Origin of the sequence: Actinoallomurus soli (genome assembly GCF_024055715.1) — a bacterium.
GTDB lineage: Bacteria > Actinomycetota > Actinomycetes > Streptosporangiales > Streptosporangiaceae > Actinoallomurus > Actinoallomurus soli.
Window position 1 is genome coordinate 148,168 of the sequence record NZ_JAMXMV010000016.1, and the last position, 15,943, is coordinate 164,110.

17 protein-coding genes are annotated in these 15,943 nt (G+C 73.7%); 8 read left to right on the forward strand and 9 right to left on the reverse strand.

The window, feature by feature from the left end; genetic code table 11:
- The first annotated feature begins 36 nt into the window (after positions 1-36).
- Entirely contained in the window at positions 37-648 is a 612-nt protein-coding gene (locus NDW01_RS31630; protein WP_252828012.1) for a flavodoxin family protein, read from the forward strand.
- Between the two features lie 198 nt (positions 649-846).
- Here NDW01_RS31630 and NDW01_RS31635 read toward each other — a convergent pair whose 3' ends face one another.
- From NDW01_RS31635 to NDW01_RS31645, 3 genes are read right to left on the reverse strand one after another with little or no spacing between them, the layout of a single operon-like run.
- The gene (locus NDW01_RS31635; RefSeq protein ID WP_252828013.1) at positions 847-1,974 is read right to left on the reverse strand and encodes a sensor histidine kinase; all 1,128 of its coding nucleotides are present in this window, start codon (positions 1,972-1,974) and stop codon (positions 847-849) included.
- Complete coding sequence (locus NDW01_RS31640; protein WP_252828014.1) at positions 1,971-2,669, reverse strand: response regulator transcription factor; 699 nt, start codon at positions 2,667-2,669, stop codon at positions 1,971-1,973. The genes NDW01_RS31635 and NDW01_RS31640 overlap by 4 nt, the downstream gene beginning before the upstream one ends.
- Positions 2,663-4,273 (reverse strand): hypothetical protein, encoded by a 1,611-nt coding sequence (locus NDW01_RS31645; protein ID WP_252828015.1) that lies wholly within the window; start codon positions 4,271-4,273, stop codon positions 2,663-2,665. Before NDW01_RS31645 ends, NDW01_RS31640 begins: the two co-directional genes overlap by 7 nt.
- Positions 4,274-4,366: 93 nt before the next feature.
- Between NDW01_RS31645 and NDW01_RS31650 the strand changes: the two genes are divergently transcribed.
- Genes NDW01_RS31650 through NDW01_RS31670 form a run of 5 tightly spaced genes read left to right on the forward strand, consistent with a single transcriptional unit; the run spans position 4,367 to position 7,947 of the window.
- Positions 4,367-5,110, forward strand: a complete 744-nt coding sequence (locus tag NDW01_RS31650; protein WP_252828016.1) for a glycosyltransferase family 2 protein — start codon at positions 4,367-4,369, stop codon at positions 5,108-5,110.
- Positions 5,111-5,133: 23 nt separating this feature from the next.
- Complete coding sequence (locus tag NDW01_RS31655) at positions 5,134-5,781, forward strand: TIGR04282 family arsenosugar biosynthesis glycosyltransferase (RefSeq protein WP_252828017.1); 648 nt, start codon at positions 5,134-5,136, stop codon at positions 5,779-5,781.
- Positions 5,778-6,392: a methyltransferase domain-containing protein gene (locus NDW01_RS31660; protein ID WP_252828018.1), complete on the forward strand. Its 615-nt coding sequence runs from the start codon at positions 5,778-5,780 to the stop codon at positions 6,390-6,392. Before NDW01_RS31655 ends, NDW01_RS31660 begins: the two co-directional genes overlap by 4 nt.
- Positions 6,362-7,516, forward strand: a complete 1,155-nt coding sequence (locus tag NDW01_RS31665) for a molybdopterin-dependent oxidoreductase (RefSeq protein ID WP_252828019.1) — start codon at positions 6,362-6,364, stop codon at positions 7,514-7,516. Before NDW01_RS31660 ends, NDW01_RS31665 begins: the two co-directional genes overlap by 31 nt.
- Positions 7,513-7,947 (forward strand): hypothetical protein, encoded by a 435-nt coding sequence (locus NDW01_RS31670; protein ID WP_252828020.1) that lies wholly within the window; start codon positions 7,513-7,515, stop codon positions 7,945-7,947. Before NDW01_RS31665 ends, NDW01_RS31670 begins: the two co-directional genes overlap by 4 nt.
- Positions 7,948-7,963: 16 nt before the next feature.
- On the opposite strand, the gene NDW01_RS31675 is transcribed toward NDW01_RS31670, so the two are convergent.
- The 3 genes from NDW01_RS31675 to NDW01_RS31685 all read right to left on the reverse strand — a co-directional run bounded on the left by NDW01_RS31675 (position 7,964) and on the right by NDW01_RS31685 (position 10,180).
- A complete protein-coding gene (locus NDW01_RS31675; protein ID WP_252828021.1) occupies positions 7,964-8,197 on the reverse strand; it encodes a hypothetical protein in 234 nt (77 codons plus the stop codon).
- 10 nt (positions 8,198-8,207) lie between these two features.
- On the reverse strand, positions 8,208-9,347 hold the full coding sequence (locus NDW01_RS31680) for an inorganic phosphate transporter (RefSeq protein WP_305883834.1): 1,140 nt from the start codon (positions 9,345-9,347) through the stop codon (positions 8,208-8,210).
- A gap of 194 nt (positions 9,348-9,541) precedes the next feature.
- Complete coding sequence (locus NDW01_RS31685) at positions 9,542-10,180, reverse strand: MBL fold metallo-hydrolase (RefSeq protein ID WP_252828022.1); 639 nt, start codon at positions 10,178-10,180, stop codon at positions 9,542-9,544.
- Positions 10,181-10,266: 86 nt separating this feature from the next.
- Here NDW01_RS31685 and NDW01_RS31690 point away from each other — a divergent pair, with 86 nt between their 5' ends.
- Positions 10,267-10,689, forward strand: a complete 423-nt coding sequence (locus NDW01_RS31690) for a MarR family winged helix-turn-helix transcriptional regulator (protein ID WP_252828023.1) — start codon at positions 10,267-10,269, stop codon at positions 10,687-10,689.
- 146 nt (positions 10,690-10,835) lie between these two features.
- Here the strand turns inward: NDW01_RS31690 and NDW01_RS31695 are convergent, their stop codons facing one another.
- The gene (locus NDW01_RS31695; protein WP_252828024.1) at positions 10,836-11,894 is read right to left on the reverse strand and encodes a hypothetical protein; all 1,059 of its coding nucleotides are present in this window, start codon (positions 11,892-11,894) and stop codon (positions 10,836-10,838) included.
- 73 nt (positions 11,895-11,967) lie between these two features.
- Positions 11,968-14,124 (reverse strand): hypothetical protein, encoded by a 2,157-nt coding sequence (locus tag NDW01_RS31700; RefSeq protein WP_252828025.1) that lies wholly within the window; start codon positions 14,122-14,124, stop codon positions 11,968-11,970.
- A 292-nt stretch (positions 14,125-14,416) separates the two neighbouring features.
- Between NDW01_RS31700 and NDW01_RS31705 the strand changes: the two genes are divergently transcribed.
- Positions 14,417-14,764: an STAS domain-containing protein gene (locus tag NDW01_RS31705; RefSeq protein ID WP_252828026.1), complete on the forward strand. Its 348-nt coding sequence runs from the start codon at positions 14,417-14,419 to the stop codon at positions 14,762-14,764.
- 236 nt (positions 14,765-15,000) lie between these two features.
- Here NDW01_RS31705 and NDW01_RS31710 read toward each other — a convergent pair whose 3' ends face one another.
- Positions 15,001-15,801: a transglycosylase family protein gene (locus NDW01_RS31710; protein WP_252828027.1), complete on the reverse strand. Its 801-nt coding sequence runs from the start codon at positions 15,799-15,801 to the stop codon at positions 15,001-15,003.
- Positions 15,802-15,943 lie beyond the last annotated feature (142 nt).

Sequence of the window (15,943 nt, forward strand, 5' to 3'; positions counted from 1 at the left end):
CGACCCACCACGAGCATCGAGAACGGAACAACCATCATGTCCAGCATCACCGTCGGCATCGCCTACACCTCCGGCTACGGCCACACCCGCGAACTGGCGAACGCCGTCGCCGAGGGAGCCGCATCAGTACCCGGCACACGCGTCGAAACGATCGACGTCGACGTCGCCGCGATCACCGACGACGACTGGCGCACCCTCGACCGATGCGACGCGATCATCTTCGGCAGCCCGACCTACATGGGCAGCGCCTCCGGTGCCTTCCACGCCTTCGCCGAAGCCACCTCCGGCCGATGGACGACCCGCGCCTGGCAGGACAAGATCGCCGCCGGTTTCACCAACTCCGGCTCCATGAGCGGCGACAAACTGCACACCCTGCAGTACTTCTCGATGCTCGCCGCCCAACACGGCATGCACTGGATCAGCCTCGGCCTGCTGCCCGGCTGGAACACCACCACCGCCAGCGAACACGACCACAACCGACTCGGGTTCTACCTCGGCGCCGGCGCCCAGACCTGGAACGACCAGGGCCCCGAAGCCGTCCACGCCGCCGACCTGGCCACCGCCCGCCACCTCGGCCGGCGAGTAGCCACCCACACCAGCCGGTTCACCCTGGACCGCACCGGCATCCCCGACACCGCAGCCGGCTGAGGTCGCCGAGGCCGACCCGCTGCCGGGACGGCCGCAGCGCGCCCACTGGGATCCGGGACAACTTGAGCCTTCCCAGCGGCGGGATGTGGAGCGTGGGGTCCTTCTCGGACGCCTCCGGCGGTCTGCACCCTTCATCGCACGTCAGGGCTGAGATCCCCGTTCTGGTCCGTCGGCGGCACCCGGAAGGGCGTCGCCGGCTCAGACGCCGAGCGGGAGGCGGACGACGAAGCGGCAGCCGGCGCCCGCGTTCGAAACGCCGATCTCCCCCGCGTGGGCCTCGACGATGCCGCGGGCGATGGCCAGGCCGAGCCCGGCCCCGCCGCCGGGCGTGCGCGCGGCCTCGCCACGGAACGCCACGTCGAACAGGCGCGGCAGGTCCTCGTCCGGGATCCCGCCGCAGGCGTCGGACACCGCGACGTAGGCCATGCCCTCCTCCGCCCCCGCCACGATCTCCACACCGCCGTCCTCCGGGGTGTGCCGGATCGCGTTGACGACGAGGTTGCGCAGGGCGCGGCCGAGTTCGGCGGCGTCCACCTCGACCGGCAGGACGCCGTCGGCCTGCCCGCGCAGCCGTACGCCCTTCGCCCGGGCCAGCGGCTCGGTCCCGGCGACCGTCTCCGACACCAGGTCGCCGAGGCCGACCCGCTGCCGGGACAGCCGGAGCGCGCCCGCGTGGATCCGGGACAGCTCGAACAGGTCGTCCACCATCGCGGTGAGCCGATCCGTCTCCGCCCGCATCTGCGCGTGGTACTGACGGACGGTGACCTCGTCGGCCACGACCTCGTCCTCCAGCGCCTCCGCCATCGCCCGCAGCCCGGCCAGCGGGGTGCGCAGGTCGTGGCTGACCCAGGCGACGAGCTCACGGCGGCTGGTCTCCAGGGCGCGTTCACGGGTGCGGGCCGCGTCGAGGCGGTCGTACGCGGCGGACAGCTCCGCCCCCAACTCGGCGAGCTCGGCGGGCAGTCGGCGCTCCGGCGGCCCGAACCGGCCGGTCTCCCCCGCCGTACGTACGGACGCCAGCAGGGACCGGGTGCCGCCGATGAGCCGGTGGCCGAGCAGGAGCGACACCCCGAGGCCGACGAGGCCGCCGATCACGGTCACGGTCAGCGCGACGGACCGGTCGTGGTCGCTGATCAACATCTTCAGCGTGATCGCCACGATGCCCGCCACGGTGGCGAGGACGGTCGCGGCCGAGACCACGGCGAGCAGGGCGGTGATGGACCGCCCGCGCAGCGCGTACAGCGCCGAGACCCCGGCCGCGCCCACGAGCAGCGCGGCACCGGCGGCGTACGCCACCACCTCGACGAACGCGTTGAAAGGGATCATGTGAGCGGCTCGAATCGGTAGCCCACGCCCCATACGGTGAGGATCCGCCGGGGCGCGGTGGGGTCCTGTTCGATCTTCTCTCGCAGTCGGCGGACGTGGACCGTCACCGTCGACGAGTCCCCGAACTCCCAGCCCCAGACGTTCCGGAGCAGGTCCGCGCGGGTGAACGCCTGCCGGGGATGACGCATCAGGAACGCCAGCAGGTCGAACTCCCGCGCCGTCAGCGAGACCTCCGCGCCGCCGAGCCGTACCTCGTGCGCGGCCGCGTCCACCGTGAGGTCGGCGTCGGTGATCGTCCCGCCGGTCGGCGTGAGCGCGCCGCGCGCCCGGCGCAGGACCGACTTGACGCGCAGCGCCAGCTCACGGGGGCTGAACGGCTTGGTGACATAGTCGTCGGCGCCCGTCTCCAGCCCGATGAGCCGGTCGGTCTCCTCACCCAGCGCGGTCAGCATGACGATCGGCACCGGCCAGCGTTCGCGGAGCCGACGGCACACCTCCAGGCCGTCGATGCCGGGCAGCATGAGGTCGAGGACGACGAGGTCCGGAGGGCGCTCCTCGGCGGCGCGCAGCGCGGCGTGCCCGTCGGCGACGCAGACGACCTCGTGCCCGTCGCGGAGGAGGTAGCGGGACACGACGTCGGCGACGGTCGGATCGTCGTCGACCACCAGCACGTGCCCCGTCTCGGATCTCACCATGGCGACCTCACCAGCGCCTGGACCGTCAGCGCGGTCACGGCCTGTGCGAGGAGCAGCGTACGGGCCGGCGGGCGGTGGACGGCGCACGCGATCGTCGTCCAGGCCGCGTACGGGATCCAGATCCGCTCGACCTCGCCCCGGGTGACGCCGGACAGGTCCAGCGCGACCATCCCGATCAGCGCGGCGGCGACCGGCAGGCCGAGCCGTCCACCGCCGACCGGGGCCGCCCGGCGGACCATCGCGCGGGCGAGGGGGACCGCCCGTCCCAGCACCGCCGGAAGGGCCATCGCGGTCGCGGGGCCGATCAGCAGCGCGAGCACGGACAGATCCCCGAGCAGGAAGTAGGCGTACGGCCGCGCCCGGGCTCCCCCACCCGCCGCCCAGGCGGCATGCGTGCCCGCGACGCCCGCGAACCACGAGAACCCCGCCAGCGTGAAGGCGACCGGAACGACCAGGCACCCCACGGCCAGCGCGCCCAGGACCGGACGAGGCGGTCGCGTCAGGAGGAGGACGGCGAGCGGCAGCGCGAACACCGGCAGCAGCCCGTAACTCAGGTACGGCAGCGACCCCAGCAGCAGCCCGCCCGCGAACGCCGCGGCCACCACCCGCCACCGCCCGGCCAGTGCCCCAGCGGACGACACAGCAGACGATGGCACAGCGGACCGTGCGGCGAGCGGCATGGCGGGTGGCTCAGCGGACCGCGCACCGCGCGGTGCGGGGAGCGGCATGGCGGCGACGGTGAGGAGGGCCACGGCCCAGGCCGCGACGCCGAGGAACAGGGCGTCCACGCTCGTGGCGACCCACAGGGCCGTGGGCGCGAGGACGAGGAACGGGACCGCGCGGCGGGCCGTCTCCGCGCCGGCCAGCCTCCGGACGGTGACCGCGATCGCGGCCGAGGCCGAGCCGCCCGCCACGATCACGAGGGCCGCCGCCCAGCCCGCGTCGCGCAGACCCGCGTACCGGAGCGCCCACAGGATCAGGGTCGGCAGGGGCGGGTGGCCCTTCACGTGCGTGGGGTACGCCTGCATGTCCCGCGCGAAGCCGCGCAGCCAGCGCAGCGGGTCGTCGCCGACGGCGGGCAGGCCGGCCAGGTACTCGGTCGGCGCGGTGAGGGGCCGGGCCAGACCGTCCGGCAGCTGCAGCGCCACCGCCCACAGCACCGACCCGAGCCACGCGACGACGAGCAGCGCGCCCCAGGGCAGCCGCCGCGCCGCGACCGGCAGGACCGCGACCGCGACGAGCGCCAGGGCCGCCGCGGGCAGCAGCGGGCCGAGCAGCAGCCGTGGCGAGGCGTGCAACGGCGGGAACCGGTCCACCGGCAGGTACCCGGCGGCGCGGAGGACGGCTCCGACCGCGAACCCGGCCGAGATGATTCCGACCCATGCCGCGAGGGCCGTCCGGGCGTGCCGCCCCGATCCCTCGCCGAGTCCAGTGGCCGGTCGGCCCGGCTCGCCGGCGGCCTGCCCCGGCCCTTCGCCGAGCCCACCGGCGGCCTTGTCCGGCTCGTCGACGGACTCTTCAGGAGCGCTGCCCGGCTGGTCCGGCGGGTCGGCCGGACGCCTCTTCCGGCCGGGCGACCTCACCGGCGCGCTGAAGCTGATCACGCCCCCACACTAGGACTGACCAGGAGGGATGCGCCGTACACGTCATCACTCCGTAAGGGTTTCCGGCGCGGGTCCCGGCGTAGCGTCACGAAGGTGATCGACGTTGTACTGCCCTGCCTCGACGAGGCCGCCGCCCTCCCATGGGTGCTGACGCGAATGCCCGAGGGCCATCGCCCGATCGTCGTCGACAACGGCTCCACCGACGGCTCGGCGGAGATCGCCGAAGCCCACGGGGCGCTCGTCGTGCACGAGCCGCGCCGCGGTTTCGGCGCCGCCTGCCACGCCGGGCTGCTCGCCGCGACCGCCGACATCGTCTGCTTCATGGACGCCGACGCCTCCCTCGACCCGGCCGACCTGCCCAAGGTCGTCCGCCTGCTGGCGGATGCCCCTCCGGACGCCGATCCGGACGCGGGCCGCGCGGTCGACGTGGACCGGCTCGGCGCGGACGGAGTCGGCGCGGACCGGCTGGGCGCGGACCGGCTCGCCGCGGACCGGCTCGGCACGGACTTGGTGCTGGGGCGGCGGCGGCCGGTCTCCTTCCGGGCGTGGCCGCCGCACGCGCGGCTCGGCAATGCCCTCGTCGCGCGCCGCGCGGGTCTGCGCGACCTCGGCCCGATGCGGGCGGCCCGGCGGACCCGCCTGCTCGACCTGCACCTGACCGACCGGCGATCCGGGTACCCGCTGGAGATGGTGCTGCGCGCCCGCGCCCAGGGCTGGCGGATCGCCGAGACGGATGTCGCCTACCACCCGCGTACGGGCCGGTCCAAGGTCACCGGCACCGTACGGGGCACGCTCCGGGCCGTCCGCGACATGCGCCGCGTCCTGGAGACGGTGTGACCGCCCCCGCCGGAGGCGGTCCGGTGACGCTGCTCGTGATCGCCAAGGAGCCGGTGCCCGGCCGGGTCAAGACCCGGCTGACCCCGCCGTACACGCCCGTGCAGGCGGCGGCCCTGGCGGAGGCGGCGCTGGCGGACACGCTCGCCGCCGTCTCGGCGGCGCCGGCGGCGCGGCGGGTGCTCGTCCTCGCCGGGCGTCCGGGCCGGTGGCTGCCCGCGGGGTTCGAGGTGGTGCCGCAACGCGGCGGCGGACTGGACGAGCGGCTCGCGAACGCCTTCGCCGACGTCGGCGGGCCCGCCGTCCTCGTGGGCATGGACACGCCCCAGGTCACCCCGGCTCAGCTCATGCGGGCGGCCTGGAGCCTCGACGACGGGGACGCGGTGTTCGGCCCCGCCGCCGACGGCGGGTTCTGGCTGCTCGGCCTGCGGCGGCCCGATCCCCGGTTGCTGCTCGGAGTGCCGATGTCGCGCCCGGACACCGGGGCGTGTCAGCGCGCCCGGCTGCGCGGCCTGCGCGTCACGACCCTCGAGACGCTGACCGACGTGGACACCGCCGCCGACGCCGCACGGGTGGCGGACCGGGCCCCCGGCACGCGGTTCGCCGCCACGCTCGCGGCCATCGGCCGGGCCGGGGATGCCGCGCCCGTCCCCGTACGAGGAGGCGCGCGGTGATCGGCGGGCTGTACGAGGGGTCGCTCGCCGGGCTCGGGTCGGTGGAGATCGAGCACGCCGACGGGCGGCGGGAGCGCCTCCCGGTCGACCAGTGGTGCGACGGACGGCCCGGCGACGACACCCTGCTGGACCGCTGCGCCGGGCCGACGCTCGACGTCGGGTCCGGGCCGGGGCGGCTCACGGTCGCGCTCGCCGAACGCGGCCTGCCCGCGCTCGGCATCGACGTCACGCCGTACGCCGTCGAGATGACGCGGGCGGCGGGCGGGCTGGCCCTGCTGCGGGACGTGTTCGGCCACGTCCCGGGGGCCGGGCGGTGGGAGACGGTGCTGCTGGCCGACGGCAACATCGGCATCGGCGGTGACCCCGCCGCGCTGCTGCGCCGCGTCGAGGCGCTGCTGCACCGGCGTGGCCGGGCGATCGCCGAACTCGGCGCGACGACGCGTACGGAGTGGGTGCGGCTCCGTGACCCGCGGCAGGTGAGCGACTGGTTCCGCTGGTCGCACGTCGCCCGCGACGCGATCGGCGGATACGCGGAGGAGGCCGGCCTGCGGGTGGCCGAGATCTGGACGGAGGCCGGGCGATGCTTCGCCGACCTGACCCCGCTCGCCTGATCACGGCGATCGGGCGGTTCGCCTCGCGGGAGCGCGACGGACGGGACGAGCGGACCGCCGCGTGGCTCGGCGCGGCGCTCGGCGTCAGCTTCACGGTCGCGTTCGTGACCGGACTGATCAGCCACTTCATGCAGCATCCGCCGGGGTGGGCGGTCTGGCCGTCGCGGCCGGTCGGCCTCTACCGGCTCACGCAGGGCGCGCACGTGATCGGGGGCCTGGCCACGATCCCGCTGCTGCTGGCCAAGCTGTGGACCGTCTACCCGCGGCTGTGGCAGTGGCCGCCGGTGCGCTCGGCGGGGCACGCGCTCGAACGGGCGCTGGTGTTCCCGCTCGTCGGCGGGGCGCTGTTCCAGCTCGTGACCGGGCTGTTCAACATCGCGTACTTCTACCCGTTCCCGTTCTTCTTCACGACGGCGCACTACTGGACCGCCTACATCGTCTACGGCGCGCTGGTCGTCCACGTCGCGAACGAGTGGGCCAAGGTCCGCGGGCTGCGTCCCGGACACGGGAGTGCGGACGCGCGCCCCACCGGGCCCTCGCGCCGGGGATTCCTCGCGACCGTCGCGGGAGCGTGCGGGCTGGTCGGGCTGACGACCGTCGGGGAGACGTTCACCCCGCTCGGCGGGCTCGCGCTGCTGTCCCCGCGCCGGCCCGGTGTCGGACCGCAGCGGCTGCCGGTGAACAAGACGGCGGCCGCCGCCGGCGTCCGCCCGGATCCGGCCTGGCGGCTGGCGGTCACCGGTGACGTGGCACGTGAGCTGTCCCTGTCGCTCGCCGACCTGCGGGCCATGCCGCAGCACGCCGCGCGGCTGCCGATCGCGTGCGTCGAGGGCTGGAGCGCCGCGGGGACCTGGGCCGGCGTACGGCTCCGCGACGTCCTCCACGCGGCGGGCGTCCACGCGGGCGCGCGGGTCCGGGTGGAGTCGCTGGAGGCGGGCGGGCGGTACCGCGCCTCGGAGGTCGACCCGCCGCACTGGCGCGACGAGCTCACGCTCCTCGCCCTCGACCTGAACGGCGAGCCGCTGTCACCCGACCACGGGTACCCGTGCCGGCTGATCGCCCCGGACCGTCCCGGCGTGCTGCAGACCAAGTGGATCGCCCGGCTGGTGGTGCACGGGTCATGAGGGTCGGGCGGGGACGCCTCATCGCGTACGGCCTCGGCGCGGCGCTGATCGGCGTCGGCGGCGCCGGGCTGCTGCGCGACGCCGCCGAGACCGACCCGGTCGGCTGGCTGGTCTGGGTCGCGGGCGCGGCGCTCGTGCACGACCTGCTGGTGGTCCCGGCCGTGCTCGGCGTGGCCCTGCTCACCGGGCGGCTGCCGACGTCGTACCGCCGGCCGGTCCGGGTGTCGCTGGTGCTCGCGGCGTCCGTCTCGGCCGTGGCGCTGCCGATGGTGCTCGGGCTCGGCCGCCGGGCCGGGGATCCGTCACGGCTTCCCCAGGCGTACGGCGTCCATCTCGCGGTCGTCCTCGCCCTGATCGGCCTGGCGGGCGCCGTCGCCACGGCGTTCCGTGCGATCCGGGCCGGACGGGGGCGGTCCCGCCGCCCCCGGTGAGGACGGCGGTTCCCCGTCAGTGGAACTGGGGGACGACGAGGTAGATGCCGTAGCAGACGATCAGCGCGCAGGCCAGGAAGCAGAGCCCGGCGGCGACGGTGGCGAGCGTTCCGTCCCGGTCCCGGCCGGTGTCCGCCGCCGGCCGTACCGACCAGGCGAGGACGCCGACCGCGAAGATCACGACGATCGCGACGCCGACGGCGAAGGCGACGACGGCGACCTCCCCGAGGGCGCTCCACTTGACGTTCATCGCGCTCCCCTCACGCCGCGGTGGTGGCCTGCGACATGACCGCCGCCGTCGGCTGGTCGTTGACGTTGGCGGCGTGCACCGGGTCGCGCCGGGACACCGCGTAGATGCCCGTGGCGATGGCGATCGCCGCGACCAGGACGACGACGATGCCCGCGGTGCCCTGCTCGGCCACCGCCGCCGCGAGCCCGCCGACCGCCGCGGCCGCGGGCAGCGTGAACACCCATGCCAGGACCATCCGGCCCGCGACGCTCCAGCGCACCTCCGCGAGCCGGCGGCCGATCCCCGCACCGAGGATCGCGCCGGAGCACACCTGCGTCGTGGACAGCGCGAATCCCAGGTGGGAGGAGGCCAGGATCACGGTCGTGGCAGAGGTCTCGGCCGCGAACCCCTGCGGGGACTCGATGTCGGCCAGCCCCTTGCCCATCGTGCGGATGATCCGCCAGCCGCCGATGTACGTGCCGAGCGCGATCGCCAGGCCGGCCATCGTGACGACCCACCAGGGCGGCCCGGAGCCGTGGGACAGCACCCCGGCCGAGATCAGCGTGAGGGTGATGACGCCCATCGTCTTCTGGGCGTCGTTCGTTCCGTGCGCCAGCGACACCAGCGAGGCCGAGGCGATCTGCCCGGCCCGGAAGCCGCGCCCGACCTCGTCCCGGCGGCCGCGCCGCGTGATCACGTACGCGAGGTAGGTCGACGTGACGGCGACCACGCCCGCGATCAGCGGCGAGGCGAGCGCGGGGATGAGGATCTTCTCCGTGACCACGGAGAAGTGGACGCCCTTGACCCCGGCGCCCACCCAGACGGCCCCGATCAGTCCCCCGAACAGCGCGTGCGAGGAACTCGACGGCAGGCCGAACACCCAGGTCACGAGGTTCCACACGATCGCGCCGACCAGGCCCGCGAAGATCATCGCCGGTGTGACGAGCGAGTCGTCGACGATCCCGCCGGAGATGGTCTTGGCCACCTCCGTGGACAGGAACGCGCCGACCAGGTTGAGCGCGCCAGAGATCAGCACCGCGATCCGTGGCGGTAGCGCGCCGGTCGCGATGGAGGTCGCCATCGCGTTGGCGGTGTCGTGGAAGCCGTTGGTGAAGTCGAATGCCAAGGCCGTGATGACCACGGCCACTACGAGGAACGACCAGTCGCCCATTGATCCCGCCTTCGGTCCGGCGGCTCACGTACCCCTGAAACCGTAGGTTCACCCGCTTAACACGCCGTGAACCGCGCGGAACGCCCGAACCGGGAGACGGCGACCACGACGCTAAGCCGGCGGACGGCGACGGCGCGAAGGGCCGGGGTGACGGCGCGAGACGGCGGCGGACCGCCGCCTCCCCCGTCCGGGAGTCAGAGCTCGACGGTGTCGCCCGGGGAGAACCGCTCGTAGGCGGTGCCGGTGCCCGGGCCGTTCGCGCCGAGCAGGCCGTTCACGACCGTCTTGCCGATGTCGCTGAGGACCTCGTCGTGTACGGAGAATGCGCGGGCCGGCTTGACGGCGCGGACGTAGTCGATGACCTCGGCGGGCTTCTGCCAGGGTCCGCTGATCGGCACCATGAGGGCGTCGACCGGCCGCTCCGGCGCGGTGAAGGCGTCGCCCGGGTGGAAGACGCTCCCGTCGATGAGGAATCCGACGTTGCCGATGCGGGGGATGTCCGGGTGGATGACCGCGTGCCACTCGCCGTGGACCTCCACGCCGATGCCGTTCACGTCGAAGGCGTCGCCGTGGCCGACCACCGTGACCCGGCCGCCGAGGCCCTCCAGCTTGGCGGCGGTGGCGCCGTTGGTCCAGACCCGCAGCCTCGGTGACGCGTCGAGCGCGGCGCGCAGCGCTCCCTCGTCGAAGTGGTCGAAGTGCTCGTGGGTGATGAACACCGCGTCGGCGCCGTCCAGCGCGCCGGGCGCGGTCAGGCCGCCCGGGTCGACGACCAGTGTGGTGCCGTCCTTCTCGATCCGGATGCAGGCGTGTCCCAGCTTGGTCAGTCGCATGCGCCGACGTCCCTTCGTCTTCCCCATTTTTACAGCCATGCTGTATATCAGTGCCGAATATACAGCATGGCTGTAGAGTCCTCGGCATGGACGAGGTGGACGTGAACGAGGTCGCCCATGAGCTGCGGCTGGTCGTCGGGCGACTGGTGCGCGGGGCCCGCCGTCCGGAGGACCTGCCGACACCCCAGGCCGCCGTGCTCGGCCACCTCGGCCGGGAGGGCCCGCTGACCACCGCCGACCTGGCCGAACGGCAACGAGTACGGCACCAGTCGATGGCCCGTACCGTCGGGCGGCTCACCGCCCTCGGCCTGATCTCCGCCGGGTCGCACCCCAGCGACGCCCGTAAGACCCTGCTCACCATCACCGACGCGGGCCGTGCCGAGCTGCAGAGCCAGCGGATCCGGCGGGCGGACTGGCTGGCGGAGGCGATGGCGAGCGAGCTCGACCCCGAGGAGCAGCGGGACCTGGCCCGCGCGGTCGCCCTCCTGGCCCGGCTGGCCGACCGCTGAACGCCTGAACGAGCGGCCGCCGAACGTCCCTCCGACCGACCGCCGTACGCCCGCCCGACCGGCCGCCGTACGCCCGCCCGGGCGGCCACTGAACGGCGTACGGGCCCGGGACGTGGGTCCCGGGCCCGTACGCGACTCACCGAGGCTCAGCCGGTGCGGAGGTAGACGCCGTCGCTGGTCGGGTCGTCCGGGTCGCCCTCGGGGGACGAACCGCCGACCGACCAGACGGTCTTCGTGCCCGGCCGGTTCACCAGCGCGGTCAGGTTGACGTCGTGCCCGGACGGGCGCGGCGCGGCCGAGGAGGTGAACGTGTCACCGGTGACGTGGACGAGCGCCGGGTCCCACGCCCCCTGCAGGATCCACACGCCGCCCGACCCGTCGGCCGCCACCTTGGTGTACGCCTGGCCCTTCTCGGTGACGAAGGACTTGGACTTCGTGCCGGTCAGCCGCAGCGCCAGCCGCGTGTAGCAGGTGTCGTCGCCGTCCTCACCGCAGGACCACGACTGCGCGCCGACCGCCCAGACGTTCTTCCCCGACACGGCGATGCCGGTGAGGACCGTGGCCGCGTCGGGTTCCGGCTTGGCCAGGGCGACGGTCTTGACGACCTTCCACGACCTGCCGTCGTAGTGGACCACCGCGGCCTTGTCCCCGATGGAGCCGGCCGCCCAGATGTTCTTTGCGGACACCGCCTGCAGGGTGACGACGTGGGCGGGGAGCTTGACGCTCGCCCACTTCTTGCCGTTCCAGTGCCGGGCCGTGGTGCCGCCGTTCACCGCCCACACGTTGGAGGCGCTGACCACGCCGGCGTCGGTGGCGCGGAAGACGCCGGTGAACTTCGCGGACGTCCACTTCTTGCCGTTCCAGTGCACGACCGAGCCCTCTTCGGCACTGAACGCCCAGACGTTCTTGCTGGACGAGGCGTCGACGACGTTCAGCGCCATCGACCAGCCGGCGGGCAGCTTCACGTCCTTCCAGGTCGTCCCGGACAGGCGCTGGACGACCGGCCGCGTCTTGCCGCTGACGGTCCGCTTGCCGACGGCCCAGGTGCTCCCGGTCGGCGCGACGGTGACGTCGCTCAGGATGTCATCGCCCGGCAGTTTCGTCGTCTGGGTGACCCGCCAGGCCGGCGTGGCGGCGTGCGCCGTGCCGACGCCCATTCCGAGGGCCAGCGCCGCCGCGCCCGTCCCCACGATCAATCGTCGCATTCGCGTCCTTTCGCTGTTGCGAAGGAAGACGCCGGAAACGAGTCCGTGGTTCACCTGATCGTCATTCGACGGCTCATTCCCGTTCCGAACGGGCCTCCTCGTCGGGGAACTCCGCCAGCAGCCGCCGGGCCGCCTCGCGCACGCCCGGGTCGGAGCCGTCCAGCAGCTCGGCCACGGCGGGAAGGAGGTTCACGATCATCAATCGAACGTTCCCCGCCCACTCTTCAGGCTGTTCTCCCGCGGCGACCGGTCCGGAGACGGCCCGCGCGATGTCGGTCACCAGGGACAGCAGGGGGCCCCGGACGTGGTTCTCCGCCTCGGTGGCCAGCAGGACGAGGAAGGGAACGGTGGCCACGGTCGCCGGGAAGACCTTCTCACCCTCGATCAGGAGCGCGGGCAGGCCGTTCAGCGCCTCCTCGGCGACCTCGGCGTCGTCGGACGCCATCCTGAGGATCCGCTCCGGGAAGTCGGTGGCCGGACCGCGCGCGCTCTCGAGCTCCTCCCACTCGAAGCGGCGCAGGAACCCGTGCAGATCCCGTTTCGGCCACAGGCGTTCGGGGTCGAGGCGCACGGTGGCGGTCCCCGTCGGGCCGCCGACGGTCAGGACGCCCTCCGGCTCCAGGATGAGCGTCTCGATGCCGGGCCCGAGGTGGATGACCGCGTCGAGGCCCGACTCGTAGTCCCACAGCCAGACGGCGCCCGTGCTCCAGACGGCGGCCATCGCCGGCCCCGTCTCCAGGGACTCGATGCCGAGCGCGACCACCTTGCCGCCGCGCCGGCCGATGCCGACCGGCACCGGGTCTCCCTCGCCGGAGGACGGCCACACGTACACCTGCCCGGCCGCGTCCCCGCTCAGCACCGCGTCACCCGGTCCGTCGAAGTACCGGCAGGCGACCGCGGTCACCGGCGCGTCGTGCGCCGTACGGCTCAACGGAGCCACCGGCACCTCCGCGTCCGTATCCGCCGAGACCTCCGCGCCAGGCGGAGTCACCGCGTCCACCGACGCGTCCGCACCCGCCGGGGCCGCCGCGCCCGCCGCGGTGGCCGGGCGGGCGGGCGGCCACACGTGCAGGCCGCCGGCCTGGTCGCCCGCGACGACGCCGACGTCCGGGTCGGCGGCCCAGACCGTGAGACCGGCCGGCCGGGCGGCGCCGGTCAGCACCGCCGGAGGCTCGGGCTCCGGAGGGCAGAGCGGCCGGTCGGAGACGGCCTCGACGGTCCACCGCCCGTCGGCGTCCGTCTGGCCGACGCGCAGGGACAGCGGCTCGGGTTCCGCGGGCTCCGCCTGGTCCTTCGGGTCCGGGCGGTCGGCCTCCGGGGACTCGATCTCGTCGGCCCAGTCGGCGCCGAGCGTACGGGCCAGGTCCTCCAGGGCCGTACGGGTCCGGGCGTGCACCACGAGGGGGAAGTCGACGAGGCCTCCGTCGTCGAGGTAGACGATCGCGTCGAGGGCGCCGTAGGCGAGGGTGTCGGCGCCGAGTTCGCGCCAGGGCAGCAGGCCGAGCTCCGGGAGGTCGCGCCGGACCCGGTCCACCAGTTCGGGCTCCGGGTCGTACAGCCGTACGGTCCAGCCGTAGTGCGCGGGCAGCCGCGTCACGGCCAGCTGCAGGAAGAACTCCGAGATCGACCGCGCCTGCACGACCCAGCCGTCACCGGTGCTCACCAGCACCTTCGGGTCGGGAAGCGCGGCCTCGGCGGCGAGATAGCCCCACTCGTTGCAGTACTGGTACTCCGCCTTGAACACGCAGACCCGGTGGTCGTCGTCCGGTCCGACGAAGGGGTTGCCCGGTGGCAACCCGTCCGAGACCCCGTATCCCGTGGGATCCGGGCGCACCGTCGGCGGCCACTCGGGATTCGTCCAGTACAGCCGGGGGCGATAGGTGAAGGAGTTGAACGGCAGGTCCCACCACTCGTCCAGGGCCGCCGGAACGGGCAGCGTCAGGTCGACGCGGTCCCACTCGTCGCCGTCCTCCTCATCGGTCCCCTCGGCCTTGAGCCGGCGCACGTACGCCTCGTGCTCGGACTCCGACCAGCGCGGCCAGCGGGGTTCGCCGCCGGGCGGCTCGTAGCCCCACTCCTCCTGGAAGACGCGCAACAGCTCCCACCGCGGGCCGGTGTCCGCGAGATGCTCGGCGAACGCGGCAGGGGACATGCGGTCGCGGTCGTCCCAGCGCGGCATCACCCGCCGCAGCCGCTCCGCGAACCGCCCGTAATCGATCACTTCCGGCACAGCGGTCAGCGTAGGGGCAAGCTTCGCCGATCGCACTCCGTGGGACCTTCGCCCCTAGTGACGCCGGGCGCCGCTCGGCGAGCATGCTCATAGTCAGGCGGAGGTCCGGCCGCGAGGGGGACGGTTCGGCGTTCGCGCCCGGTAGCAGGGACGCACCAGACTCCGCCGATTCCGCAAGCGGGGGAAATCCATGGCAGGCAAGCCGCACACACGGACGTCCACGTCGAAACGGACCGCGACCGCGAGGGAGAGCCGGCAGAGCCTCGGACCGATTCTGGCGGCGAGGACGCGGGTGCGCCCGGGGGCGGCGCCGATCGTGTCGCTGCGCGGCGAACTCGACATCGCCGGCACGGACGCCCTCGAGGACCTGGTGCTCGACGTGCTCCTCCGTCACGGGCCCGACGTCGTGATCGACGGGTTCGGGGTGACGTTCTGCGACGCGCGCGGGCTCGGCGCCCTCGTGCGGTGCGCCAATGAGGCGGGCCGGGCGGGCGGCCGGTTGACGCTGGTCCGTCCGAGTCACCGGCTGCGTCGCCTCATGAGGCTGGTCGGCCTCGACCGTCTGCTGTGCGCCGCCGCGGTCCCGGCGCCTCGCCGACCCGGAGGATCTTGTTCGACAATGTCGACACATCCGCGTTGACGTGCATTAATACCCCACATAGCGTCGTTCATGCGTCAAGAAAACGCCGACGGAGTCTCCTCGGCCGGCCGACCTGACGCCCGCCTCGTACATGTGGCAGGGATCTCCTTCAGACCCCACCGGGTCACCCGGTCATGCTCGTGTACGGTCGCGGCCCGCGCTTGCCCCTTCCCCCGAAATACGGGCGGGGTGTTCCCCTCACCCCACAACCCCGCACCCCGCCCGTATGACACTTCTCAGCTGAAGAGGAAGTGGCCGCAGTTCGGCCACTGGCCCTGCCAGCGGCCGTTCACCCGGTTGTAGAGGAGCTGCGCGCGGTAGGTCTGCTCGGCCGCCGGCGCGTCGCTGGGCAGCCCCGATCCACCGACCGTCGCCCAGGACTGCCGGTTGAACTGGTACAGCCCGTAGTAGCCGGCCGGGTTCACCGCCCGCGGGTTGCCGCCCGACTCGCACTTGGCCAGCGCCGCCCAGTTGAGGCGGGCGGCCGAGCCGGCGCCGCTCGGGTGCGGGCCGAGCGCGATGATCCGCGACACCGGCGTGCGCTTGATCTTCTCGTCGATGACGGCCTTGACCTTCTTGCCGTGCCGCCGGACGTACGCGGTCGTGACCATCTTGTAGCCGGAGCGGCCCGCGCGGGTCACCTTCTGGCTGAAGGCCGGGAGCTTGGCGTCCTTCTTCTCGACCGTCGGCGCCGGGATCACGACCTTCGTGGTCTTGGGCGCGGACAGCAGCCGCAGCACCTTGACCGTCGCCGTCGGAGCGGCGTCCGCGGCAGGCGTGACCAGGTCGTACTTGCCCAGTTGGATGCCCACCTGGGTGAGCACGTCACGGACGGTCGACGCCGTCGTCATCGTCTCGGCCTGCTTCTTGTGGTCGACGAGGACGACCACCTTGACGGGCGTCGCCGTGGGGCGCACCGCCGCGTCGCGCGGCGCGACCGCCGCCGTGTTCTTCTTCGCGTCATCGGCCTTGCCTCCGCAGGCCGAGGCGGTGATCGCGAGCATCGTCAGACCGGCGACCAACAGGGAACGGCGCACATTTCCTCCGCGTCGGGGGCATCCCGGTACCGGGCAGACCATAGCGGAGCGTACGACCGCATTCGCCGGAAGCGACGAATTTCATACCAGTTCGTACGGGCAGGCGCCGTCGCCCCGGTGATCACACGGGGCGACGGCGCCC